Raw genomic sequence first — 22,740 nt, forward strand, 5'->3', positions numbered from 1 at the left:
TGGTCGGGGAGAGAGGATTTGAACCTCCGGCCCCTACGTCCCGAACGTAGTGCTCTACCAGGCTGAGCTACTCCCCGACGGCTGGACATATAGCGCTCCCGGGGTCTGTTCGCAAGGGCTGCCGTCTGCGCTACCATTGCGCCCGAAAGAGCATCAGGGAGCAGACAGCATGGATCTCAATCTCACGGGCCGGAAGGCCCTGGTTACCGGGGCCTCGCAAGGGATCGGGCGGGCCATTGCCTTGGCGTTGGCCGGCGAGGGCTGCGATCTGGTGCTGGCGGCGCGCTCGGCCGAGAACCTGGCGGCCGTCAAGGCGGCTATCGGCGAGCGCCACAACGTCGCTGTCGAGCTGGTTCCGGGGGACCTCAGCCTGAGCGAGAACCAGCATGCCCTGGCCCGCGATTTTCCCGACGTGGAGCTTCTGATCAATAACGCCGGCGCCATTCCCGGCGGCACGCTCCTGGACATCGACGAGGCCAGATGGCGCGAAGCCTGGGACCTCAAGGTGTTCGGCTACATCAACATTACGCGGGCCTATTACGCCCTGATGAAGGAACGCGGGCAGGGCACCATCATCAACATCATCGGCACCGGAGGCGAACGCACGGTGGCGAGCTATATTTGCGGCGCCGTGGGCAATGCCGCCTTGATGGCGTTTTCCCGGGCGCTCGGCGGCGGCAGCGCCGACGACGGCATTCGCGTCGTCGCCATCAACCCGGGACCGGTCTCTACCGATCGGTTGGTATGTTTGATGCGAGGCTGGGCCGAGGAACGCTTCGGCGACGCCGAGGAATGGCCGAAACTGGCCGAACCCATGCCCTTCGGCCGCCCCGCCACGCCCGAGGAAATCGGCCACATGGCAGCCTTTCTGGCCTCGGACCTCTCGGCCTACACCTCGGGCACTGTGGTCAGCATCGACGGTGGCGGGGTGCACCGCGGCGGCATGCTGTAGGGTGCCGGAACGACACCCGACCGGGCAGTCCCCGGTCGTCTAGCCGGAGGACCAGACGTTGGCGTTGTCGGCAAAATCGGCGCGCTGGGGTTTGACGACGCAGAAGCGCTGGCCACTGGGCGCCTCCATCACCACCCAGCCCCGGATGGCCGCCAACCGCTTGGCGCCAAGACCCTCGAGACGAGCGACTTCAGCCTCGATGTCGTCGCTCTCGATGTCTAGGTGCAGGCGGCTCGGATGATCGACCTGCTGCAGCATGATGCGCACCTCGTCCGGCGGACCTTTCAAGCTGACGTATTTGCCGTCATCGTCGGTCTCGCCGACGGCGTAGCCCAAGGCAGCTCCCCAGAAGTCAGCGTGTTCGGCAAGGTCGCCGGTATGGCAATCTATGACCAGAACACCTAAGCGGCTCTTGTGCATGTCCTATCCCCCGAAATTCGCAGCCCGCGTCAGTTTAGTCTGGAAGTCTTATGAGTGGGATATCCCTTCAGCCCGGCAGCGTGACCGAACCGTCTGCGGCCAGCGGGAAATGGGGGTTCCAGGCTATTTCCCAGAGGTGGCCGTCGGGATCGGCGAAGGCGCCAGCGTAGCCGCCCCATTCGGTGTCGCGGGCGGGCTGGGTGATGGGGGCGCCGGCGGCGGAGGCATCGTCCAGCAGGCTGTCGACGGCCGCTCGTTCGCGGACATTGTGGGCCAAGGCCATCAGCGGGCCGTCCCCGGGGTCGCGCCCCGGCACCCCGGCGTCCTTGGCCAGGGCCTCGCGCCCATAAAGGCTGAACGCCAGGCCGCCGATTTGAAAGAACACGATGTGCTGGTTGGAAAATCCCGAGGCTTTCCAGCCCAGCGCTTCGTAGAAGGCGCGTGCCCGCGGCAGGTCGGCGACGCCGAGCGTGATCAGGCTGACTCGTTGTTCCATGACGCACCCCGGGAATCGTTGGACCTGCGATCGCGGAGTGTATGCCCGCGACATCGTGTCCGCTACCGCTGAGCCCGGAGGTCTGTTAAATTCCCTTGAAATCGAGCTCCGCAAAAAACTCTGCCAGGAGGACGTGACATGACCGGCTGCATCGTGGGCTGGGCCCACACCCGCTTTGGGCGCCTCGAAGACCACACCATCGAAAGCCTGATCACCACCGTGGCGCGCGAGGCCATCAATGATGCCGGGCTCGAGCCCGGCGACATCGACCAGATCTATCTCGGCAACTTCAATGGCGGCCTGGTGGAGCAGGATTTTCCTTCCTCGCTGGTGCTGCAGGCCGACGATGCGCTGCGTTTCACGCCCGTGACCAGGGTCGAGAACGCCTGCGCCACCGGCTCGGCCGCCATCTACCAGGGGCTCAACGCGCTGGCCGCCAGGAAGGCGCGCTTCGTGCTGGCCGTCGGCGCCGAGAAGATGACGGCGGCCGACACGGCCACGGTGACGCAAGTGCTGGCCCGGGCCAGTTACTATGACGAAGAGGCCTCGCAGGGCGTCACCTTCCCGGGCATGTTCGGCAACATCGCGCAGCAGTACTTCCAGCGCCACGGCGACCAGATGGATGCGCTGGCCCGCGTCGCCGCCAAGAACCACAAGAACGGCTCGGTCAACCCCCTGGCCCACATGCAGAAGGACCTGGGCTTCGAGTTCTGCCGCGCCGAGGGCGACAAGAACCCCATGGTGGCCCCGCCGCTCAAGCGCACCGATTGCTCGATGATCTCGGACGGCGCCGCCGCCGTGGTGTTGGCCGACAGCGACCAGGCGCTGGGCATGCAAAAGGCCATTGCCTTCAGGGCCAACGCCCAGGTCAACGATTTCCTGCCTGTCAGCCGGCGTGACATTTTGGCTTACGAGGGACCTAAACGGGCCTTCGACCAGGCCTTCGAGGAGAGCGGCCTGGGCCTTGATGATCTCGATCTGGTCGAGGTCCACGACTGCTTCACCATTGCCGAGCTTCTCTCCTACGAGGCCATGGGCTTGAGCGAGCCGGGCCAGGCGGCGCGGGCGCTGGAGGAAGGCTGGACCGAGAAGGACGGGAAACTTCCCGTCAATCCGTCCGGCGGCCTGAAAGCGAAAGGCCATCCCATCGGCGCCACCGGGGTCTCGATGCACGCCATGACGGCCATGCAGCTGGCCGGCCAGGCCGGCGACATGCAGGTCAAGGACGCCAGCCGAGCCGGCGTCTTCAACATGGGCGGCGCCGCCGTGGCCAGCTACGTCTCGATCCTCGAGCAGATCCGGTGAGCGACCCCTTCAAGGCCCTGGTGGTCGACGAGGTCGAGGGCAAGCCGGAGAACCAGTGGCGCGAGCTGACGCTGGACGACCTGCCCGCCGGTGACGTCGTGGTCGACGTCGCCTATTCCACCCTCAACTACAAGGACGGCCTGGCGCTCAACGGCAACCGCGGCAAAGTCATGCGCAGCTTTCCCATGGTGCCGGGCATCGACCTCGCGGGCACGGTGGAGAGCTCGGATGCCGCCGGCTTCAAAGCCGGCGACCGGGTCGCCATCACCGGCTGGGGGCTCTCGGAAACCGAATGGGGCGGCTATACCCAAGAGGCCCGGGTCAAGGCCGGCCACCTGGTCAAGATCCCGGGCGCCATCAGCCTGCAGCAAGCCATGGCCATCGGCACCGCCGGCTTCACCTCGATGATGTGCGTCATGGCGCTGGAGCACATGGACATCACGCCCGATGCGGGCGAGATCCTGGTGACCGGCGCGGCCGGCGGCGTGGGCAGCGTCGCCGTGGCCATCCTGGCCCGGCTGGGATACACCGTGGCGGCCGTTTCGGGCCGGCCCGAGACGCGCGATTATCTCTCCGGCCTGGGCGCCGCCAGCTTCATCGACCGGGCCGAGTTCGAGGGTGAGGCCAAGCCGCTGGCCAGGCCGCGCTGGCCGGCCGCCGTCGACACCGTGGGCGGCACCATCCTGGCCAACCTTATTCCCCAGATCGAGCAATGGGGCGCCGTCGCCGTCTGCGGCAACGCCGCGGGCTTCGGGCTCGAGACCACGGTGCTGCCCCTGATCCTCAGGGGCGTGAGTTTGATGGGCATAAACTCCGTCTTCGTGCCCCAGGAAAAGCGCGCGGAAATCTGGCGCCGCCTGGCCAGCGACCTGCCGCTCGAGCTCTTGGACGGCATGACCGAGGTGGTGCCGTTCGAGGAGGTGCTGGCGCTGAGCGGCCAGATCCTCAAGGGCCAGGTGCGCGGCCGTACCGTCATCGACGTCAACGCCTGAAGGTGATGACGGGAAGCAAAAAACCGCCGCTGGCCCTGGTCGAGGTGGCCGAACCGATCGTCGACGTCGAAACGACGGCAGACGGCGGCTTCATCGTCCATTGCGCCCGCGAGCTGGGACCCTACGAGGACCAGGTCAGCGCGGCGCTCAGGCGCTGGGCCCGCGACACGCCGGACCACACCTTCCTGGCCGAAAGGCCGGGCGGCGATTCCACCAAGCCCTGGCGGCGGGTGAGCTTCGCCGAGGCCCGGGCCGCCGCCGACGCCATCTCGCAGGCGCTGCTGGACCGCGGCCTGGGGCCGGAACGGCCCGTGATGATCCTCTCGGGGAACGGCATCGACCACGGCTTGCTGGCCCTGGGCGCCATGCAGGTGGGCGTTCCCGTGGTGCCGGTGTCGCCGGCCTATTCGCTGATGAGCCAGGACCTTTCCAAGGTCCGCTACATCGCCGAGCTCTGCCGGCCGGGGCTGGTCTACGTGGCCAGCGGCCCCATGTTCGCCAAGGCCCTGGCGTGCTCGGAACTGGCCGACGTCGAGGTGGTGGTCAGCGCCGAGGCGCCACCCGAGCGCACTGCCACGCCCTTTGCCGACCTCCTCGCCACCACGCCGGGGCCGGCGGTGGCAGCCGCCTACGCCAAGGTGGGGCCTGACAGCATCGCCAAGATCCTCTTCACCTCGGGCTCCACCGGTCTGCCCAAGGGCGTGCTCAACAACCAGCGCATGCTCTGTTCGAGCCAGCAGATGCAGGAGCAGACCTGGCTTTTTCTCAAGCAAAAACCCCTGGTGCTGGTCGATTGGCTGCCCTGGAACCACACTTTCGGCGGCAACCACGACTTCAATCTGGTGCTCTTCCAGGGCGGTACTCTTTACATCGATGGCGGCAAGCCGGCGCCGGGCCTGATCGAACACACGGTGCGCAACCTGGCTGAGGTCTCGCCGACGCTTTATCTCAACGTGCCTGTGGGCTACTCCATGCTGCTGCCTTACCTGGAGAGCGATGCGGCGCTCAGGGCCAACTTCTTCAAGGACCTCGATGCCATCTTCTACGCCGGGGCGGCGCTGCCGCAGGATCTCTGGGAACGCCTGGAAGCGGTCTCCATCAAGGAACGCGGCGATCGCGTCTGGCTAACGTCCGCCTGGGGCTCGACCGAGACCTCGCCGCTGGCCACCTCTTCGCATTATCCCCTGGAGCGCGCCGGCAACGTCGGCGTGCCGACGCCCGGGGTGTCGATCAAGTTCGCGCCGGCCGGCTCCAAGCTCGAGCTTCGCGTCAAGGGGCCTAACGTCATGCCCGGCTACCTCGGCGATGCGGAGCTCACGGCGGCTGCCTTCGACGAGGACGGCTATTATCGTATCGGCGATGCCGGCAAGCTTGCCGATCCCGACGACGCCGCCCGGGGCATCATCTTCGACGGCCGCGTGGCCGAGGATTTCAAGCTCACCAGCGGCACCTGGGTGACCACGGGCTCGCTGCGCATAGCCGCCCTGGCGGCTGCCGCGCCGGCCTTGCAGGACGCCGTGGTCACCGGCCACGACCGCGATTTCGTCGGCCTGCTGGCCTGGCCGAACATCCTGGCCTGCCGCCAGATCGCCGGCCTGGGCGACGAGGCGGGGGCCGACGAGCTGATCGCCAGCCCGGCCGTGCGGGCGCACATCCAGGACAAGCTCGGCGACTACAACGCCAGCGCCGGCGGCTCGTCCAACCGCGTCGCCCGGGTGCTGTTGATGGCCGATCCGGCCTCCATCGACGCCAACGAAATCACCGACAAAGGCTACATCAACCAGCGCGCCACGCTGGAGCGCCGGGCCGACCTGGTGGAGAAGTTGCATGCCGAAGCCCTGGCCGACGACGTCATCGAGATCTGAGTATTGACCGACTGGCGGGCCAGCGTCGATTTCGGCCGCACGGCGGCCGATTATGCGCGCCACCGTGCCGGCTATCCCGACGAGCTGTTCGAACGCCTGGTGGTCCTGGGTGTGGGCCAGCCCGGCCAGCGTTTGCTCGACCTGGCTACCGGCACGGGCTTTCTGGGCCGCGGCTTTGCCCGACGCGGCGCCCGGGTCACCGGTCTCGACCGCTCCGACGAGCTGCTCGGCGAGGCCCGGCGGCTGGACGCCGAGGCGGGCGTCGAGACGGACTGCGTGCTGGGCCGGGCCGAAGAGACAGGGCTCCCGGATACCTCCTTCGACGTGGTGACGGTGGGTCAGGCCTGGCACTGGTTCGAACGGCCCAAGGCCGCCGCCGAGGCCAGGCGCCTGCTGGTCCCCGGCGGGGCCATGGCCATGGCGCATTTCGACTGGCTGCCGGTGCCCGGCAGTGTCGTCGAGGCCAGCGAGGCCCTGATCCAGGCTCACAACCCGGACTGGCCCTGGGGCGGCCGTGACGGCTTCCACACCTACGAGGCAGCCGACCTTAGCGCCGCGGGCTTTGGCGCCATCGAGAGCTTTTCCTTCGATGTCCACGTGCCCTATTCGGCCGAGGCCTGGCGTGGCCGCATTCGCGCCAGCGCCGGCGTCGGCGCCACGCTCTCGGCCGATCGCATCGCCGCCTTCGACGCGGCGCACGTGGAGCTGCTGGCCGAACGCTTTGGCGACGAGCTGATGGCGCCCCACCGAGCTTTCGCCATGATCGGCCGGGCGCCCTGAACCAACCGGCATTTGCCGGCCGCCATGCCGCGCCCCGGTGGTTTACCCAAAGAATCGAGTTCAGCGCTGAACTGGGAATTTTTTTTGTCCAAAACCAATGGGTTGAAGGCAGCATTCATCACGATCTCTGCAAATCCGGCAGGCAAAAAATGCTCTGTCGGCCAATTGCCTCTCTGGGCCGGCACTGCTTCAATGGCTGCCGAACTCCAATCAGGGGAAATTGCCATGCCCAGTGACGACACTTTCACCCTGGCCGCGATACAAGCCGCGCCTGTGCAATTCGACCGCCAGGCCTCGACGGACAAGGCCTGCGACCTGATCGCCGAGGCCGCGAACAAGGGCGCCACCGTGGCGGCCTTTGGCGAGACCTGGCTGCCGGGTTATCCCTTCTTTGCCTTCGGGCCGCAAAGCGCCACTTTCTGGGCCGCCGCCGCTGATTATCTGGAGAACGCCGTCGAGATCCCCAGCCCCACCACCGACAAACTCTGCGCCGCCGCTCGCCAGGCCGGCATCGATGTCGTCATCGGCGTTGCCGAGCTCGATCCCAACACCCGCGGCACGACCTATTGCACCTTGTTGTTCATCGGCAACGACGGCGAAATCCTGGGCCGCCACCGCAAGCTCAAGCCGACTGCCAGCGAGCGTGTGGTCTGGGGCGAGGGCGATGCCGTCGGCCTCAATGCCTACCAGCGCGCTTACGGCCGCCTCAGCGGCCTCAACTGCTGGGAACACCAGATGCTGCTGCCGGGTTATGCCCTGATGGCCCAGGGTACCGGGATCCACGTCGCCGCCTGGCCCGGCCGCGAGGACGAGCGCGCGCCCAAGCCGCCCAGCCCCATGGGCATCCGCCAGCTGCTGCTGTCGCGCGCCTTCGCCGCCCAGGCCGGCTGCTACGTCATCTGCGTCGGCGGCCTGCGCCTGGAGGAACACACGCCCCAAGCCTACCGCGACCTGGTGCGTTACGAGCACACCGGCGACAGCTGCATCATCGATCCCCGCGGCGAGGTCATCGCCGGTCCGGCCCAGGGCGAAACCATACTGCTGGCCCAGGGCTCGAGCGAAATGGTGCTGGCGGCCAAGGCCGGCTGCGATGTCGCCGGCCACTATTCGCGGCCTGACATTTTTCGCCTGTTGGTCAACCGCCGGCCGCTGGAGCGTGTCGGGGAGTTGGGCGGGGAGAGCGGAAACGGGTTGCCCGAAGGTGCCGACGACGGCGAGTAGTCGTCGGCATAGGGCCATTAACTTATGGCCGCCACCACCCTTAACAAACCTTAATTAAGGGGACAGGGACCTAATTGACGGGGACCTAATTAACGAATCGTCGCGCCTCAGGCGCCGCGGGCCACGAAGAAGGGGTTTTCGAAACCGGGCTTGCCGTAGCGCAGGGGCGCACCGTCGAGGGTCTCGACGCGGCCCCCCGCGGCCGCCAGCACGGCGTGGCCGGCGGCGATGTCCCATTCCATGGTGCGGCCGAGACGCGGGTAAAGGTCGGCCTCGCCGGCCGCCACCAGGCAGAGCTTGAGCGAGCTGCCGGCCGCGGTCAGCGACTTGACCTCGAAGTCGGCCAGGTAATCGTCGGTCTTGGCGTCGCGGTGCGAGCGGCTGGCCACCACCACCAGGCCGTCGGCGGCCGGCCGGCGCACCACGATGGGGCGCGCCGCGCCACCATCTTTTTCCAGCGTCACCGCCCCCGGTCCGGCCAGATAGAGCTGCCCGATAGCCGGGGCGAAAACCACGCCGAGCGTCGGCAGGCCGTCCTCGATCAGGGCCACGTTGACGGTGAACTCGCCGTTCCTGCTGATGAATTCCTTGGTGCCGTCGAGGGGGTCGACCAGCCAGAAGGGGCCCTCGCCGATCTCGGGGATGCGGCCGGCGGCGACGCTTTCCTCGGCGATCACCGGAATCTCCGGGGCCAACTCGGCCAGGGCCGCCAGGATCACCGCCTCGGCCGCTTCGTCGGCCTCGGTAACCGGCGATTGGTCGGCCTTGGCGCGTACCGCGATATGGCCCTGGTAGATATTCATGATGACGGCGCCGGCCTCGAGCGCGATTTGGCGCAGGCCGGGCAGAAGCTGGTCTCGGGGCTCGGGCATGGCGTCTCCGGGGTACTTGGCTGCCGGACTGGACCATTCTGCGCCGCCCGGGTCAAGTCTCCCCGAGCTGATCACAAGGTGTTCACAAACCTGTCAGTATGAAGCGGACCTGGGCGTCGCTATATTTCAATCAAGGTGGAGAAATTGACTGTGCCCAGCATACTGGTAATCGACGACGAACAGCCCTTGCGCGAAGCCATGCGCTTCACGCTGGAGGAAGAGGGCTACGACATCGTCGACGCGGAAAACGGCCGCGCCGGCATCGATATCTACCGCCAAAGCCCCACCGACCTCATCATCACCGACATCATCATGCCCGATTACGAGGGCATGGAGACCATCCTGGCGCTCAAGCGCGAGTTTCCCGAGGCCCGCATCATCGCCATGTCGGGCAGCAAACCGTCGGGTCCGGCCTCGTTCCTGAGCATGGCCGAAAAGCTGGGCGCCGGCCACACGCTGACCAAACCCTTCCGCCGGGCCGAACTGCTCTCGGCGGTGCGCCAGAGCCTGAACGGGCATTAGAACACCTCAGGAATAATCCGAAGCGCCCGCCGGCTCGACTTCCCGCACGGATATCTAACCCGCTCGGTCTGGGAAACCAACGAATATTCAGCCTGCCGCCGGGTCTCACCGAGGGTTCCACGATGGCCGTGGCGCATGGCATGCCGCCCAGCAGTCTATGCTTTCATTACAATCGGATTCCAGATATTTCTCCGTATCGAAATTAGAAAAGTCATAAAGCCTTTTGATTCAATTGATAAAATTGTTGACAAGGGATTCCCAAACCCGCATCTTTGGCGGCCACGGCGGAGCCTGGAATGGATTGAGCTCTGGTGCGGAGGGGTAGATGGCTGACGGTAGGGACAAAGGCGGCGCCCAGTTGACGGTCTACGGCATCATCGCCGCCGTCGGCCTGTTGCTGGCCTTGATATCGATTCCCGAGCTGCCGGCCTTCGGCAACCCCGGTTGGCTCGACGGCGGCGTCAAGCGCAGCCTGCCCGACGATTTTCTGCTGCTGCCGGAGGAGGGCGACCTCGAGGCGGCGGTGCCGAGTGCCCGAGTGACTCCCGCGGCCCCTGTGCCCAGCCCCAATGTCAGCCGCAAAGTCACCATTGGCCGCGGCGACACCCTGATGAAAGCCATCCTGCGCAGCGGCAGCGACCGCAAGCAGGCCCACGCTGCCATCTCTTCGCTGCAGGATGTCTTCAATCCCAAGAGCCTGCGCCCCGGCCAGACTCTGATGGCAACCTATAGGCAAGGAACGGCCGGCAAGCCGGCGAAGCTGCTGGTGGCGCTGCGCCTTCATGCCGATGCCGAGCACGAAATCGCCGCTGAGCGGACGGTCAGCGGTGAATTCACCGCCCGTGGCATCGTCAAGGAGCTGGAAGGCGTCTCCTACCACGCCGCCGCCACCATCAACGACAGCCTGTTCCTGGCCGCCCGCCGGGCCGGCGTGCCCAACCGCCTGATCATGGATGTCATCCGTATCTTCAGCTGGGACGTCGATTTCCAGCGTGACATCCAACCCGGCGACCGCTTCGAGATCCTTTTCGAGCGTCTGCACGACGAAAGCGGCCGGCCGGTAAAGGACGGCGCCCTGCGTTACGCCGCGCTGACGCTGAGCGGCATCCACTACCCGCTCTACCGTTTCGAAAGCCAGCCCCAGCGCTTCGATTACTTCAACGCCTCGGGCCACAGCGCCCGCAAGGCACTGCTGCGCACGCCGGTCGACGGGGCGCGCTTGTCATCGCGCTACGGCAAGCGGCGTCATCCCATCCTGGGTTACACGCGCATGCATCGCGGGCTCGACTTCGCGGCCCCGCGGGGTACGCCGATCATGGCCGGCGGCGATGGCGTGGTCGAGGCCATCGGCCGCAAGGGCGCCTATGGACGTTACATCCGGCTGCGCCACAACAGCCGCTACAAGACGGCTTATGGGCATCTGCGCCGCTACGCCAAGGGCCTGCGCCGGGGCCAGCGGGTGCGCCAGGGCCAGACCATCGGCTACGTCGGTTCGTCGGGCCGCTCGACCGGTCCGCACCTGCACTACGAAGTGCTGGTCGGCAACCGCCAGCTCAATCCGCTCAAGATCAAGTTGCCGACCGGGCAGAAACTCGGGGGCGCCGTGTTGGCCCGTTTCGAGGCGCTGCGCCGCGATGTCGACTTGGCCCGGGCCGAAACCCCGCTGGCCACCAAACTGGCCCAGCGGGAGTAGTTATTTCGCTCCCGGCAGCGGTTGGCCGGGCAATTCCAACAAAACTTGAAATCGCGCTAGTGTGATGATTCTGAAGTTCGGCGCATTTCACGCGTCGAAATTCGGGATCTGAATCACACTAGAATCAAATGTTTAGTGGCCTGCTTATCCCAGAAATTCATCCTATGAATTTCTGGGGCAGGACACTAGCCGCCGCGCCATTCCCCGCCCGGCCGGCCTTCGCGGGAGGCATGCCCGGAGCCCGGCCCTGTGCGCGGCTTTTCTTTCTTTTCGGGTATGTGACCGATGATGCCCGTGAGGTCGGCGTCGGTGAGCACGGTGCCCTTCATGTTGGCCCCGGTGACGTCGGCATCGGTCAGGATGGCGTCGCTGCAGTTGGTCGGCCAGGGGCCTGGCCGGTGGCGTCGCCGGAAGCGCTCTTGAGCTCGACGGTGCTGAGATCGGCCCGGCGCAGGTTGGCGGCAAGCATATTGGCGCGTTGCATATTGGCACCGGAAAAGTCGGCGCCCCGCAGATCGGCGTCGCGCAGGTTGGCGTCGCTGAGATCGGCCAACACCAATAGCGCCTTGGACAGATTGGCGCCGGAAAGATTGCAGCCCTTGAGCTCGGCGCCCGAAAGTGCGGCGCCGGCGAGGTCGACGCCGTGCAGATCCTCACCCGACAGTGAGACCCGTTCGCCACTTGAGCCGTTGGATTCGACCCACAAAGCGTGACCGGCCAGCATTTTCTGCATGCCCAACGAAAGATCGGTGGCACCGCGGCAAACCGTGGCGCCGGTCAGGTCGGCCTTATCGAGGTCGGTTTCGGCCAGAATGGCACCGCTCAGATTGGCACCATCCAAGCGCGTCATGGCGAATTGCGCGCTTTGCAGGTTGGCACCGGTCAGGTTGGCACCACGCAGGCGGGCCGATCCGAGGTTGGCGCCCGAGAGATCGACACCGCGCATGTCTACCTGGGGCATCTGGGCCCGTTTGAGGCTGGCGCGTTTGGCCGAGGTGTTGCGCAGCTTGGCCTTGGACATCTTGGCGTCGTCGAGGCTGGCATCGTCGAGATTGGCGTTCGAGAGGTCGGCCGCGGTCTCCTCCTGCTGGCCCACCTGCTCCTTGATGTGGACCAGGGCGCCGGGACGCATGTCGGCATCGTTCAGGTTGGCCCCGGCCAGCTGGGCGCCATGGAAACTGACGCCCCGGAGGTCGGCCCGAGAAAAGTCGGCAGCGCGCAGGTCGGCCCGGTCGAAGATGGCCCCAAACAGGTCGGCGTAGGAGAAATTAGCGCCGATCAATTTGCAATCGCTGAAGTCGGCGCCCGACAGCACCGCTTGGGAGAGGTCGACCTTGGTCAGCTTGAGGCCGCCAAAATCGACATTCTTGAGGTTGGCACGCCGCCCTCCGGTCAGCGATTTGACAAAGCGCTGATGGAGTTTGAGAGCCGCGACAAGGTCTTCGGGTTTCATACCTTCCCCAGCACCCCTGGGTATTACCTCCCCAACGGCGGCAAGCGACAAACCAAAAAACACGGCCCAGGCTATCGCAGCAAAGCGTCAGCCCACCCGGCACATGTCAACTGTTAAGCAATTGCATACACGTCAACCGTTAAGCATTTGCATAATAGCAGAAAATGCCGTCGCCCTGGCAAGCGACGGCTGTCATGTAGATTGCTAGGTTCGGCACCCTTCAAGCGGCTTCGATCAACACACCATTGATGCTGAGGCCATCGGCGGCGGCCGAGACCTTGACGGTGTCGCCCTCGGCGATCTCGCCGGCCACGATCAGATTGGCCAGCGGGTTCTGGATATGGCGCTGAATCACCCGCTTCAGGGGCCGGGCCCCATAGACCGGATCGGTGCCTTTCTCGGCCAGCCATGAGGCGGCCGCCTCGTCAAGCTCAAGCCGCAGACCGCGGCCGGCCAGCAGCGCCACCAGAGCAGCCACCTGGATGGCCACGATGCCGTCCATGTGGCTGCGTTCCAGGCGGTGGAAGATGATGATTTCGTCGAGCCGGTTGAGGAATTCCGGCCTAAAGTGGGCCCGGGTGAGGGCCAGAACTTCCTCGCGCACGGCATCGTCGCTGGCGGCGTCGACCCGGGCGGCCAGGATTTCGGAACCCAGGTTGGAGGTCAGCACGATGAGGGTGTTGCGAAAATCGACGGTGCGGCCGTGGCCGTCGGTCAGGCGGCCGTCGTCGAGCACCTGCAGGAGCAGGTTGAAGACGTCGCCATGGGCCTTCTCGACCTCGTCGAAGAGGATCACCTGGTAGGGCCGCCGGCGTACCGCCTCGGTCAGCTCGCCGCCGTCGTCGTAGCCGACGTAGCCGGGCGGCGCACCGATCAGCCGGGCCACGGCGTGCTTCTCCATGTATTCCGACATGTCGATGCGAACCAGCGCCTGTTCGTCATTGAAGAGGATTTCGGCCAGCGCCTTGGTGAGCTCCGTCTTGCCCACGCCGGTGGGTCCGAGAAAGAGAAACGAGCCGATCGGCCGGGCCGCGTCCTGGAGACCGGCCCGGGCCCGTCGCACGGCGTTGGCAACGGCTTCGACGGCTTCGCCCTGGCCGACCACGCGCCGGCCCAGCAAACTTTCTAGCTGCAAGAGCTTTTGCCGCTCGCCGGCCAGCATGCGGTCGACGGGAATGCCCGTCCAGCGCGATACCAAGTGCGCAATATCGGCTTCCGCGACGGCGTCTTGCAAGAGCTGCGGGCCGCTGCCTTGCCCGGCCGCCGCCAGCGGCCCATTGGCGGCGTCGGCCTCGGTTGCCGCCAGGCTGCTCTCGAGCTCGGGAATGATGCCATAGGCGAGCTCGCCGGCTCGCGCGAGGTCGCCTTCACGCTGCACCTGCGCCAGTTCAAGCCGGGCGCCATCAAGCTCCTCCTTGATGCGGGTGGCGTCGGCTAGCTTGCCTTTGCCGGCCTGCCAGCGCTCGGTGAGCTCGGCGGACTGTTTCTCCAGCCCGGCCAGTTCGCCTTGCAGGCGTACGAGGCGGTCGCGCGAGGCGTCATCGTTTTCCTTCTTGAGGGCCTCGCGCTCGATCTTGAGCTGGATGATGCGGCGGTCGAGCTCATCGATCTCTTCGGGCTTGCTGTCGATTTCCATGCGCCGCCGGCTGGCCGCCTCGTCGATCAAGTCGATGGCCTTGTCGGGCAGGAAGCGATCCGCGATGTAGCGCTGCGAAAGCGTCGCCGCGGCGACGATGGCGCCGTCGCTGATGCGTACGCCGTGATGCAGCTCGTACTTTTCCTTCAGTCCGCGCAGAATCGAAACCGCTTCCTCGACACCGGGCTCGGAGACGTAGACCGACTGAAAGCGGCGCGCCAGCGCGGGATCCTTCTCGACGTACAGGCGATATTCGTCCAGCGTCGTGGCCCCCAGGCAATGCAACTCGCCACGCGCCAGGGCCGGCTTGAGCAAGGAGGATGCGTCCATCGCCCCCTGGGCGGCACCGGCGCCGATCAGGGTGTGCAGTTCGTCGACGAAAAGCACGACCTCACCGGCCGCCGCCTGGATCTCCGCCAGCAGCGCCTTGAGGCGTTCCTCGAACTCGCCGCGGAACTTGGCACCGGCGATCATGGCGCCCAGATCGAGCGCCATCAGGCGCTTGCCTTGCAACGATTCCGGCACGTCGGAATTGACGATGCGCTGGGCCAGGCCCTCGATGATGGCGGTCTTGCCGACACCGGGCTCGCCGATCAGAACCGGATTGTTCTTGGTGCGGCGCGACAGCACTTGGATGGTACGGCGGATTTCCTCGTCGCGCCCGATCACCGGATCGAGCTTGCCGGTCCTCGCCGCCTCGGTCAGATCGCGGGCATATTTCTTCAGCGCATCGTAGCCGCCTTCGGCACCGGCGCTGTCGGCGCGCCGGCCCTTGCGCTTCTCGTCGATGGCCCGGTTCAGAGCTTGCGGGGTCACGCCGGCCTCTCTGAGAATGTCGCCCGAGGGCGTGCCAGCGGCCAGCGCCAGCACCATCAGCAGCCTTTCCACCGTGACGAAACTGTCACCCACCTTTTGCGCCAGTTTTTCCGCCGCCTCGAAGAGCCGCGCCGTTTCCGCCGCCAGGTAGAGCTGGCCCGCCCCCGGTCCCTCCACCGTCGGCAATTCGGCCAGCGCCGCCGTCACCGCCTCGGGCACCTCTTCGGGCCGGCCGCCGGCCGCCCGCATGAGCTCCGAGGCCAGGCCTTCGGGGTCGTCGCAGAGCACCTTCAGCAGGTGTTCCGGGGTGAACTGTTGATGGCCCGAGCGCAGCGCCAATCCCTCGGCCGCCTGAATGAAGCCGCGCGAACGGTCGCTGTAGTTGTCGAATTCCATATCACCATTCCGCTCAAGTCGGGCCGGCCGGCCGGCACAGTCTATCAAATGGTGTTGCGGAAATAACACACAAGAAGAAAATCGCCTTGCCAGAGCGGTCAAAGCTGCCGGCAGATACCGACGGGAACTTGGATGATTGTTCGCGGAGTGCCGTCAGGCTGTGCTCTCGGCCTCTTGGGGCTCGCTCTCGCCGGCCGCGGTTTCGACCACGGTCGTCTCGACCACGGCCTCTTCGATCGGCGGCATTTCGACCGCCTTGAGCACCGGCTGCGGGGCGTCAGCAATGGTCCTCGCGGGTGCCGCGTTTTGTTCGTCGGCGGCCTCGGTTTGCGCTACCGGTCGGGGCTGGGGTTGATTGGCGGCCTCTTGCGCCGCCTCGACGTGGCGGCCGTTCTGCCTGTTCTGCGTTTCCTGACGCTGTTGCTGCTCGCCGCTCTGCAGGCGCAGATAGTGTTCGGCGTGCTGGAAATAGCCTTCGGCCTTGATGCGGTCGCCGCTTGTCGTGGCCTCGCGGGCCAGGGTCAGGTATTTGTCGCAAACCTGACTGGCGGTGCCTCGAACCTTTACGTCGGGCCCGTTGCTATCGTAGCTGCGGTTGGCGTTGTGACTGTGCCTGCGTCCGCCGGAGCGTCCGCCGCGCCCACGTTTACCGTTGCCGATGTGCTTCATATCACCAAGTCTGTCCCTGTTATCCCCGAAAATCTCCTGACCCTCACGCACCCACCCCGCGCCTGCACAGGGCCGCTCTCGGGCATGATGCCCGCAAGGAAATGCCTAATTTCGGCCCTTGGACCTGACCCCCAACCCCATCCTTTTGCATCGACCAACAGGTTCAGCAACGGATATGGACCGGGTCAGACGGCGTTTCTGGGTTTGCCCCGAAGCCCGCCAAATCGAGCGGGGTCGCCGCTATCGGCCTAGACCCTAGCGGCGCCGATGGCGCTTTCCAACCTTTATTTTTCCTTGACAAGCCTTGATGCGGATGTTTCGGCAACCAGGCAGCGCGGCCGTCCCGCCAGGTCCCGGTGCGGCGCCGCCGGGGTCAGGCCGGCGTCTTGCAGCAGGGCCGCCACCGACCCGGCCTGATCGGCGGCGATCTCGATTATGGCCCGGCCGCCGGCGGCCAGAAGGTCGGGCAGCCGCGGCACCAGCCGGCGGTAGGCGGTTAGCCCATCGACGCCACCGTCGAGCGCCAAGCCGGGATCCCAGAGCCGCACCTCGGGCTGCAACCCGGCGATGGCGGAGCTGGGCACATAGGGAGGATTGCAGACGATCAAATCGAAGCGCCCCCGCAGCCCGGCGCTCCAGTCCATGGCGGCGAAAGCGGCGCGCCCCGAGAAACCCAGAGCGGTGATATTGTCGCGCGCCACAATCAGCGCCGCCGGGTCGAGGTCGACGCCGAGGCCGAAGGCAAGCGGCAATTCCTTGAGCAGCGCGCCCAGCAGGCAACCGCTGCCGCAACCAAGGTCCAAGAGGCGCCACGCCCGCCGGCGTTCCGAGAGCGCCTCGAGCGCCACCTCGATGATGGTCTCGCTGTCCGGCCGCGGGTCCAGCGTGGCCGGTCCCAGGGCGAAATCGAGGCTCCAGAATTCCCGCCGCCCGACGATGCGGGAGACCGGTTCGCGGCGCCGCCGCCGCGCCACGGCGGCCCGGAAGGCGGCCACCCCGGCACTGCCCAGCGGGCCGGCGGGCCGGGTCACCAGGGCTGCGGCGTCGAGACCGGCGGCATGGCCGAGCAACAACTTGGCATCGCGCCGGGGCTCCGCCACTGCGGCCGCGCCGAGCTCAATCGCCGCCCAGGCCAGCCAGGCGCCGATGCCGGTGTCAGGCTCTGGGCCGGATTCAGCCGGGGCCGGCCGGTGCTTCATTCGCCACCTTCCAAATCGGCCAAGCGGCCGGCCTGGTCGTCGGCCGTGAGGGCGTCGACGACCTCGTCCAGGGCCTCGCCGGCCAGCACCTTGTCGAGTTTGTGCAGCGTCAGGCCGATGCGGTGATCGGTGACCCGGCCCTGGGGGAAATTGTAGGTGCGTACGCGTTCCGAGCGATCGCCCGAGCCGATCTGGCCGCGCCGCGAGGCGGCGCGTTCGGCATCGGCCTTGGCACGCTCCATGTCGTAGAGCCGCGAGCGCAGGATCTTCAGCGCCTTGGCCCGGTTCTTGTGCTGCGATTTCTCGTCCTGCTGGGTGACCACGAGGCCGGTCGGCAGATGGGTCAGGCGGACCGCCGAGTCGGTGGTGTTGACCGACTGGCCGCCGGGGCCCGAGGCGCGGTAGACGTCGACGCGCAGGTCTTTCTCGTCGATTTCCACGTCGATCTCCTCGGCCTCGGGCAGCACCGCCACGGTGGCGGCCGAGGTGTGGATGCGGCCCGAGGATTCGGTTTCCGGCACGCGCTGCACACGGTGGACGCCGGATTCGTACTTGAGGCGGGCAAAGACGCCGCGGCCCGAGACCAGGATCTGGGCCTCCTTGACGCCGCCGAGGTCGGTGTCGGAGATTTGCATGGTCTCCATCTTCCAGCCCTTGAACTCGGCGTAGCGCTGGTACATGCGCAGCAGATCTCCGGCGAACAGCGCCGCCTCGTCGCCGCCGGTGCCGGCGCGCAGCTCGAGAATGGCGTTCTTCCGGTCGGCCGTATCGGCCGGCAGCAACTGCACCCTGAGCGCATGTTCCAGCCCGGGCAGGCGCTGGCGCAGCTCGGCCAACTCGGCCTCGGCCAGCTCGCGCATCTCGGGCTCGGCGATCAGCTCCTCGAGGTCGCTGATTTCGCCCAGGCAGGAACTGTAGTCCGCGATGGCGGCGATGACCGGAGCGAGTTCGGCGTATTCCTTCGAGAGCCGGATGAATTCGTCGCCGCCGCCGCCGATCTCGGCCATGCGGGCCTCGATGTCGCGGTGGTGATCAACGATGCTTTGGAGCTTTTCCTGAGGGATCATGGCTTCGCCAGATAGGACTGCAGCGCTTCGGCCAGCCCCTCGAGCGCCACCTCGTGTTGCTCGCCTGAATCCAGATCCCGCACCGTGGCGGCGCCGCGGGCCAGTTCGTCCTCGCCCAGCAGCACCGCCGCCCGGGCGTTGAGCTTGTTGGCGCGCTTCAGCCGCTTGCCCAAGTTGCCGCGATAGCCGTGCTCCACCACGTGTCCCCGGCCGCGCAGGTCGTGGACCAGGGCCAGAACCTTGGTGTCCGGCACCTCGCCGATCGGGATCACGGCAATCGGGCGGCTGGGCGCGGGCGGCTCGGCCACCATCATGGCCAGGCGTTCGATGCCGCCGGCCCAACCGATACCCGGCGTCGGCGGCCCGCCCAGGGCCTCGATCAGGCCGTCATAACGGCCGCCGGCGATGACTGCGCCCTGGGCGCCCAACTCGTCGGTGACGAACTCGTAGGCGGTGTGGGTGTAGTAGTCCAAGCCCCGCACCAGACGCTCGTTGTGTTGGAACTCGATGCCGATGGCCTCGAGGCCGGCCCGCACCTCGGCGTAGAAATCCGCCGAATGCCGGTTGAGGTAGTCGCCGAGCCTGGGCGCCTCGGGGATCAGCTCGCGATCGCCCGGGTCCTTGGAATCGAGGATGCGCAGCGGGTTGCGTTCGAGGCGCGCCCGGCTGTCTTCCGACAAGGCATCGAGGTGCTGGCTGAAATAGGCCACCAGGGCCTGGCGGTAGGCGCCGCGGCTTTCGCGATCGCCGAGCGTGTTGATCTCGAGCCGCACGCGGCCCGCCAGCCCCAGCGCCGCCAGGATGTCGGCGCCCAGCGCCACCACCTCGATGTCGGCCTGGGGCTCGGCCACACCGAGGATCTCGGCGTCGATCTGGTGGAACTGGCGCAGCCGGCCCTTTTGTGGCCGCTCGTAGCGGAACATGGGGCCATGGCCGAAGAACTTGAGCGGCAGATCCTGGCGCAGGCCGCCGGAGATGAAAGCCCGGGCGATGCCGGCGGTGTATTCGGGACGCAACGTGATCTGCTCGTCGCCGCGGTCCTTGAAGGTGTACATCTCCTTGGTCACGACGTCCGAGCTCTCGCCCATGGTGCGCTGGAAGACCTCGGTGAATTCGAAGATCGGCGTGGCGATCTCGCCGAAGCCATAGCGTTCGGCCTGCTCTCGCGCCATCTCGACGACCTGGCGGTGGCGCCGGCCCTCTTCGGGCAGAATGTCGTGCGTGCCGCGCACGGGTTGGACTTGAGACACCTGTGAATCTCTCCGCGTTGCTTGCTGCTCAAGAAGCCTGGGCCAACGCCTCGGCGGACTCGGCCGCCGCGATCTCGGCCACCCGGCTCTCCACCAGTTCGACGATGTGCCCGACCAGGCCGGCGTCGTCGATCTTGTGGTCTTCAACGCCGGCCAGGTAGATCAGATGGTTGTTGGGGCCGCCGCCGGTCAGGCCGATGTCGGTCTGGCGCGCTTCGCCGGGTCCGTTGACCACGCAACCGATGATCGAGAGCGTCAGCGGCGTCGTGATATGGGCCAGCCGCTCTTCCAGCGCCGCCACCGTCTCGATCACGGGAAAGGCCTGGCGGGCGCAGGACGGGCAGGCGATGACGGTGACGCCGCGGCGGCGCAGGTCGAGCGCCTTGAGGATCTCGAAGCCGGCCCGCACCTCGGCCAGCGGATCGGCCGACAGCGAGACCCGGATGGTATCGCCTATACCCTCCCACAAGAGCGCGCCCAGACCGATAGCCGACTTGACGGTGCCGCTGACGGCACCGCCGGCCTCGGTGATGCCGAGGTGAAGCGCGTGGTCGCAGGCGGCGGCAAGCTGGCGGTAGGCGGCAACGGCGAGAAAAACGTCGGAGGCCTTGACGCTGATCTTGAAGTCAAAGAAATCCTCGTCCTCGAGCCAGCGCGCCTGGCCCAGCGCGCTCTCGACCATGGCCTCGGGGCAGGGCTCGCCATATTTCCGCAACAGCTCTTCCTCCAGCGAGCCGGCATTGACGCCGATGCGCATGGAGCAGCCATGATCGCGAGCCGCCCGCACCACCTCGCGCACGCGATCACGCGAGCCGATATTGCCGGGATTGAGGCGCAGGCAGGCGGCCCCGGCCTCGGCCGCCTCGATGGCACGGCGGTAATGGAAGTGGATGTCGGCGACGATCGGCACGCCTGACGCCTTGACGATCTCAGCCAGGGCCCGGGTGGCATCGGCGTCGGGGCACGATACCCGCACGATGTCGGCGCCGGCCTCGACGAGTGCCGCCACCTGGGCCTGTGTGGCGGCCACCTCGGCGGTTGGCGTGTTGGTCATCGACTGCACCGTGATGGGTGCGCCGCCGCCGACCGCCACATCGCCGACCTGGATGCGGCGGCTGGGCCGGCGGGCGATGTCTCGATAGCTTCGAAGGCTCATGGTCTCAAGCCGCTGGCGGCCCAAATTTCGGCGCGCGGGGAAAACAGGGATCGACCGGGAAAATGCGCCGAAGTGGCGCCAAGATCAAGCGGGCTATCGATCCGAGCGCAGTTTGGCCATCAGCCAATCGACCGACAGCGGCAGGTTGCGCGCTACCTCGCCAATGGCGCCGATGCTCGGCAGGCGGTTGCCATCGACGAAGATTTCCAGCGCCCCGGCATTGCCGGTGGTCAGCACGATGTCGTCGCGCGGCGGCGCCAGAAATTTGTCGCCCTGGCGCAGCACCCGCGTGAGCAAGAGATCTCCTGTCTCGGTCGTCACCTGGACCCAGGCGTCGGCGCGGGCCTGCACCACGACACGGGCATTCCAGTTGCCGGCACCGAAAATCTGTGGCACGCGGCCGGCGCCGGTCGGCTGCGTGGCCGTGACGGCACTGGCCGCCGCGCCGGCCGAGGCGCTTTGCGGCGCGGTTTGTGCCCTGTTTTGCGGCACTGCCGGCGGCGGACTGGGCGGTGCCGGCTCGACGTCCGCCGTCTGCTCTGGGGCGACGGCTGGCGGCGGACTGGGCGGTGCCGGCTCGACGACCGCCGTCCGCTCTGGGGCGACGGTTGGCGCCGGGCTGGGCGGTGCCGGCTCGACCATCGCCGCGGCTTGCTCGGCGGCGGCCGGCGCTTGGGTAACGGCGGCCGGCAGGGCCAGGGCCGACCCTGGCCGGCTGGGCAGGGGGTAGGCCACCACGTCCACCGGCACCGAAGCGGGCGACGGCCCCTGCAGGGCCTGACCAGCGTCGGGGTTCAGCAGACGGCGGCTGATGCCGTCCGGGGTTTGGCTGGCGCGAACGCTCGGCGCCGGCACTTCGGTCTCGGTCTCGGTCCGAGCCTGGGTCTCCGGCTGGGGTTCCGGTTGCTCGACAACCGCCATCGGCGGGGACAGGGCGGGCGCCGGCGCCACTTCGGGCTCGGGCTCGGCCGCCGCTTGGTTCACGGGCTGGGCCTGGGCCTCGGGCTCAGCCTGGGGTTCAGCCTCGGCTTGCGCCCCAGGCTCAGGCGCCGGCTCGGGCTCGGCGGTTGCCGCTGCCACTGGAGCCGCTGCCGCCGCCGCTTGCTCGGCTGGGGCCGCCGCGGCCGGCTCGGTCACCTCGTTGCGCACGGCGGGCTGGGGTGGCGTCTCGGTTGCCTCGGGCGTGGCCAGTCGCTGGGGAACCTGGGCCACCGGTTCGATGACGAACTGGTCCTTGTTCTCGGCGTAGTACCAGCCAGCATAGACGAGAGCGAAAAGGGCCAACGAAAGCCCGATCAGCCAGCCCTTCGGCATGCGGTTCTCGGGCTCCGGCGTGGGGAACAAAAGCCTGGTCTCGGCCCGCTGTCCCGAGGTTTCCGCTTTGTAGGCATCAACCGCCGCCTCGCCGTCGATGCCCAGGTGCTCGGCGTAGGTGCGCACGAAACCGACGGCATAGACCGAGCCCGGCAGTTCGGCGAAACGCCCCTCCTCGAGGGCCAGCAGGTATTCCAGGCGGATGCGCAGTGCGCGGGCCACGCCGACCAGATCGAGGCCGTTGCGCACGCGCGTCGCCCTGAGATCGGCGCCGATGCCGTCATAAGCGGCATCCTCGAATTCCGCTGAAACCTCGCGCAGATGCAAGCGGCGCCGGATGGCCGCGCGGTCGGCTTTTCGTTCGGTTGACTGGCGATCGCTCATGGTGCCGGATTCAGGCTGGATGTTTCGAACTTGTTCCCACTCTGGCGACCGGGCGCGGCGCACCGGTCAGGACGAATCACAAGGCCGGCCTGGGCAAATCGGTTTTCCCCGGCCGCCTGCATAGAATCCCTCAATACTTAACCGACATTCCCCAGATAGCCTCCAAATCCATGGAAACCGTACCATCATCGCACTCCCAGTAGTAGCCATATTTTCCAGCAACCATCGGATGGTCTGATTTTAGCGGTTTGACCGCTTCTGGAAGCCCCTTTGACCATATTT

At 66.9% G+C, this 22,740-nt stretch carries 20 protein-coding genes and 1 tRNA gene; 8 read left to right on the plus strand and 13 right to left on the minus strand.

The genetic code is table 11. From position 1 onward, the window contains the following. A tRNA-Pro gene (locus QGG75_13175) sits at nucleotides 1-77 on the minus strand. Nucleotides 78-169: 92 nt separating this feature from the next. Here QGG75_13175 and QGG75_13180 point away from each other — a divergent pair. Then, nucleotides 170-952, plus strand: a complete 783-nt coding sequence (locus QGG75_13180) for a short-chain dehydrogenase/reductase (protein MDP6068183.1) — start codon at nucleotides 170-172, stop codon at nucleotides 950-952. A gap of 39 nt (nucleotides 953-991) precedes the next feature. Here QGG75_13180 and QGG75_13185 read toward each other — a convergent pair whose 3' ends face one another. Both QGG75_13185 and QGG75_13190 read right to left on the minus strand, forming a co-directional pair. Continuing rightward, nucleotides 992-1,372: a VOC family protein gene (locus tag QGG75_13185; protein ID MDP6068184.1), complete on the minus strand. Its 381-nt coding sequence runs from the start codon at nucleotides 1,370-1,372 to the stop codon at nucleotides 992-994. A 67-nt stretch (nucleotides 1,373-1,439) separates the two neighbouring features. Beyond that, a complete protein-coding gene (locus QGG75_13190; GenBank protein MDP6068185.1) occupies nucleotides 1,440-1,868 on the minus strand; it encodes a VOC family protein in 429 nt (142 codons plus the stop codon). A 138-nt stretch (nucleotides 1,869-2,006) separates the two neighbouring features. On the opposite strand from QGG75_13190, the gene QGG75_13195 reads away from it, so the two are divergent. The 5 genes from QGG75_13195 (at nucleotide 2,007) to QGG75_13215 (ending at nucleotide 8,031) form a co-directional block, all read left to right on the plus strand. After that, nucleotides 2,007-3,173 carry an acetyl-CoA acetyltransferase gene (locus QGG75_13195; protein MDP6068186.1) on the plus strand — a complete coding sequence of 389 codons (1,167 nt, stop codon included), beginning with the start codon at nucleotides 2,007-2,009 and terminating at the stop codon, nucleotides 3,171-3,173. Beyond that, a complete protein-coding gene (locus tag QGG75_13200) occupies nucleotides 3,170-4,165 on the plus strand; it encodes an MDR family oxidoreductase (GenBank protein MDP6068187.1) in 996 nt (331 codons plus the stop codon). Before QGG75_13195 ends, QGG75_13200 begins: the two co-directional genes overlap by 4 nt. Before the next feature lie 5 nt (nucleotides 4,166-4,170). Further along, entirely contained in the window at nucleotides 4,171-6,030 is a 1,860-nt protein-coding gene (locus tag QGG75_13205; protein ID MDP6068188.1) for a feruloyl-CoA synthase, read from the plus strand. 3 nt (nucleotides 6,031-6,033) lie between these two features. Beyond that, complete coding sequence (locus tag QGG75_13210; protein MDP6068189.1) at nucleotides 6,034-6,810, plus strand: class I SAM-dependent methyltransferase; 777 nt, start codon at nucleotides 6,034-6,036, stop codon at nucleotides 6,808-6,810. Between the two features lie 225 nt (nucleotides 6,811-7,035). Next, nucleotides 7,036-8,031 (plus strand): carbon-nitrogen hydrolase family protein, encoded by a 996-nt coding sequence (locus QGG75_13215; protein MDP6068190.1) that lies wholly within the window; start codon nucleotides 7,036-7,038, stop codon nucleotides 8,029-8,031. A gap of 107 nt (nucleotides 8,032-8,138) precedes the next feature. On the opposite strand, the gene cysQ is transcribed toward QGG75_13215, so the two are convergent. Continuing rightward, the gene (gene cysQ / locus QGG75_13220; GenBank protein MDP6068191.1) at nucleotides 8,139-8,903 is read right to left on the minus strand and encodes a 3'(2'),5'-bisphosphate nucleotidase CysQ; all 765 of its coding nucleotides are present in this window, start codon (nucleotides 8,901-8,903) and stop codon (nucleotides 8,139-8,141) included. Between the two features lie 150 nt (nucleotides 8,904-9,053). Between cysQ and QGG75_13225 the strand changes: the two genes are divergently transcribed. After that, nucleotides 9,054-9,425: a response regulator gene (locus tag QGG75_13225; protein ID MDP6068192.1), complete on the plus strand. Its 372-nt coding sequence runs from the start codon at nucleotides 9,054-9,056 to the stop codon at nucleotides 9,423-9,425. A 325-nt stretch (nucleotides 9,426-9,750) separates the two neighbouring features. Further along, nucleotides 9,751-11,118, plus strand: coding sequence for a peptidoglycan DD-metalloendopeptidase family protein (locus QGG75_13230; GenBank protein MDP6068193.1), 1,368 nt, complete (start codon nucleotides 9,751-9,753; stop codon nucleotides 11,116-11,118). A 185-nt stretch (nucleotides 11,119-11,303) separates the two neighbouring features. Here the strand turns inward: QGG75_13230 and QGG75_13235 are convergent, their stop codons facing one another. The 9 genes from QGG75_13235 to QGG75_13275 all read right to left on the minus strand — a co-directional run bounded on the left by QGG75_13235 (nucleotide 11,304) and on the right by QGG75_13275 (nucleotide 22,458). Then, nucleotides 11,304-11,447: a hypothetical protein gene (locus QGG75_13235; GenBank protein ID MDP6068194.1), complete on the minus strand. Its 144-nt coding sequence runs from the start codon at nucleotides 11,445-11,447 to the stop codon at nucleotides 11,304-11,306. A 26-nt stretch (nucleotides 11,448-11,473) separates the two neighbouring features. Beyond that, on the minus strand, nucleotides 11,474-12,571 hold the full coding sequence (locus QGG75_13240) for a pentapeptide repeat-containing protein (GenBank protein MDP6068195.1): 1,098 nt from the start codon (nucleotides 12,569-12,571) through the stop codon (nucleotides 11,474-11,476). Nucleotides 12,572-12,791: 220 nt separating this feature from the next. Then, nucleotides 12,792-15,419 (minus strand): ATP-dependent chaperone ClpB, encoded by a 2,628-nt coding sequence (gene clpB, locus QGG75_13245; protein MDP6068196.1) that lies wholly within the window; start codon nucleotides 15,417-15,419, stop codon nucleotides 12,792-12,794. A gap of 153 nt (nucleotides 15,420-15,572) precedes the next feature. Next, entirely contained in the window at nucleotides 15,573-16,088 is a 516-nt protein-coding gene (locus QGG75_13250) for a DUF4167 domain-containing protein (protein ID MDP6068197.1), read from the minus strand. A 284-nt stretch (nucleotides 16,089-16,372) separates the two neighbouring features. Beyond that, nucleotides 16,373-17,287 carry a peptide chain release factor N(5)-glutamine methyltransferase gene (gene prmC / locus QGG75_13255; GenBank protein ID MDP6068198.1) on the minus strand — a complete coding sequence of 305 codons (915 nt, stop codon included), beginning with the start codon at nucleotides 17,285-17,287 and terminating at the stop codon, nucleotides 16,373-16,375. Beyond that, nucleotides 17,284-18,354, minus strand: coding sequence for a peptide chain release factor 1 (prfA, locus tag QGG75_13260; GenBank protein ID MDP6068199.1), 1,071 nt, complete (start codon nucleotides 18,352-18,354; stop codon nucleotides 17,284-17,286). The genes prmC and prfA overlap by 4 nt, the downstream gene beginning before the upstream one ends. Continuing rightward, complete coding sequence (gene hisS, locus QGG75_13265) at nucleotides 18,351-19,604, minus strand: histidine--tRNA ligase (protein ID MDP6068200.1); 1,254 nt, start codon at nucleotides 19,602-19,604, stop codon at nucleotides 18,351-18,353. Before hisS ends, prfA begins: the two co-directional genes overlap by 4 nt. Before the next feature lie 28 nt (nucleotides 19,605-19,632). Further along, on the minus strand, nucleotides 19,633-20,760 hold the full coding sequence (gene ispG / locus QGG75_13270) for a flavodoxin-dependent (E)-4-hydroxy-3-methylbut-2-enyl-diphosphate synthase (protein ID MDP6068201.1): 1,128 nt from the start codon (nucleotides 20,758-20,760) through the stop codon (nucleotides 19,633-19,635). A 93-nt stretch (nucleotides 20,761-20,853) separates the two neighbouring features. Further along, the gene (locus tag QGG75_13275; GenBank protein ID MDP6068202.1) at nucleotides 20,854-22,458 is read right to left on the minus strand and encodes a DUF4115 domain-containing protein; all 1,605 of its coding nucleotides are present in this window, start codon (nucleotides 22,456-22,458) and stop codon (nucleotides 20,854-20,856) included. Nucleotides 22,459-22,740 lie beyond the last annotated feature (282 nt).

It is taken from the genome of Alphaproteobacteria bacterium (assembly GCA_030740435.1).
Lineage (GTDB): Bacteria > Pseudomonadota > Alphaproteobacteria > UBA2966 > UBA2966.

Bases quoted from the DNA above. Each gene is read 5' to 3' on its own strand.
- QGG75_13180 (MDP6068183.1), top strand. From the start codon at position 170: ATGGATCTCAATCTCACGGGCCGGAAGGCCCTGGTTACCGGGGCCTCG.
- QGG75_13185 (MDP6068184.1), bottom strand. From the start codon at position 1,372: ATGCACAAGAGCCGCTTAGGTGTTCTGGTCATAGATTGCCATACCGGC.
- QGG75_13190 (MDP6068185.1), bottom strand. From the start codon at position 1,868: ATGGAACAACGAGTCAGCCTGATCACGCTCGGCGTCGCCGACCTGCCG.
- QGG75_13195 (MDP6068186.1), top strand. From the start codon at position 2,007: ATGACCGGCTGCATCGTGGGCTGGGCCCACACCCGCTTTGGGCGCCTC.
- QGG75_13205 (MDP6068188.1), top strand. From the start codon at position 4,171: ATGACGGGAAGCAAAAAACCGCCGCTGGCCCTGGTCGAGGTGGCCGAA.
- QGG75_13215 (MDP6068190.1), top strand. From the start codon at position 7,036: ATGCCCAGTGACGACACTTTCACCCTGGCCGCGATACAAGCCGCGCCT.
- cysQ (MDP6068191.1), bottom strand. From the start codon at position 8,903: ATGCCCGAGCCCCGAGACCAGCTTCTGCCCGGCCTGCGCCAAATCGCG.
- QGG75_13230 (MDP6068193.1), top strand. From the start codon at position 9,751: ATGGCTGACGGTAGGGACAAAGGCGGCGCCCAGTTGACGGTCTACGGC.
- QGG75_13235 (MDP6068194.1), bottom strand. From the start codon at position 11,447: ATGAAGGGCACCGTGCTCACCGACGCCGACCTCACGGGCATCATCGGT.
- QGG75_13240 (MDP6068195.1), bottom strand. From the start codon at position 12,571: ATGAAACCCGAAGACCTTGTCGCGGCTCTCAAACTCCATCAGCGCTTT.
- clpB (MDP6068196.1), bottom strand. From the start codon at position 15,419: ATGGAATTCGACAACTACAGCGACCGTTCGCGCGGCTTCATTCAGGCG.
- QGG75_13250 (MDP6068197.1), bottom strand. From the start codon at position 16,088: ATGAAGCACATCGGCAACGGTAAACGTGGGCGCGGCGGACGCTCCGGC.
- prmC (MDP6068198.1), bottom strand. From the start codon at position 17,287: ATGAAGCACCGGCCGGCCCCGGCTGAATCCGGCCCAGAGCCTGACACC.
- prfA (MDP6068199.1), bottom strand. From the start codon at position 18,354: ATGATCCCTCAGGAAAAGCTCCAAAGCATCGTTGATCACCACCGCGAC.
- ispG (MDP6068201.1), bottom strand. From the start codon at position 20,760: ATGAGCCTTCGAAGCTATCGAGACATCGCCCGCCGGCCCAGCCGCCGC.
- QGG75_13275 (MDP6068202.1), bottom strand. From the start codon at position 22,458: ATGAGCGATCGCCAGTCAACCGAACGAAAAGCCGACCGCGCGGCCATC.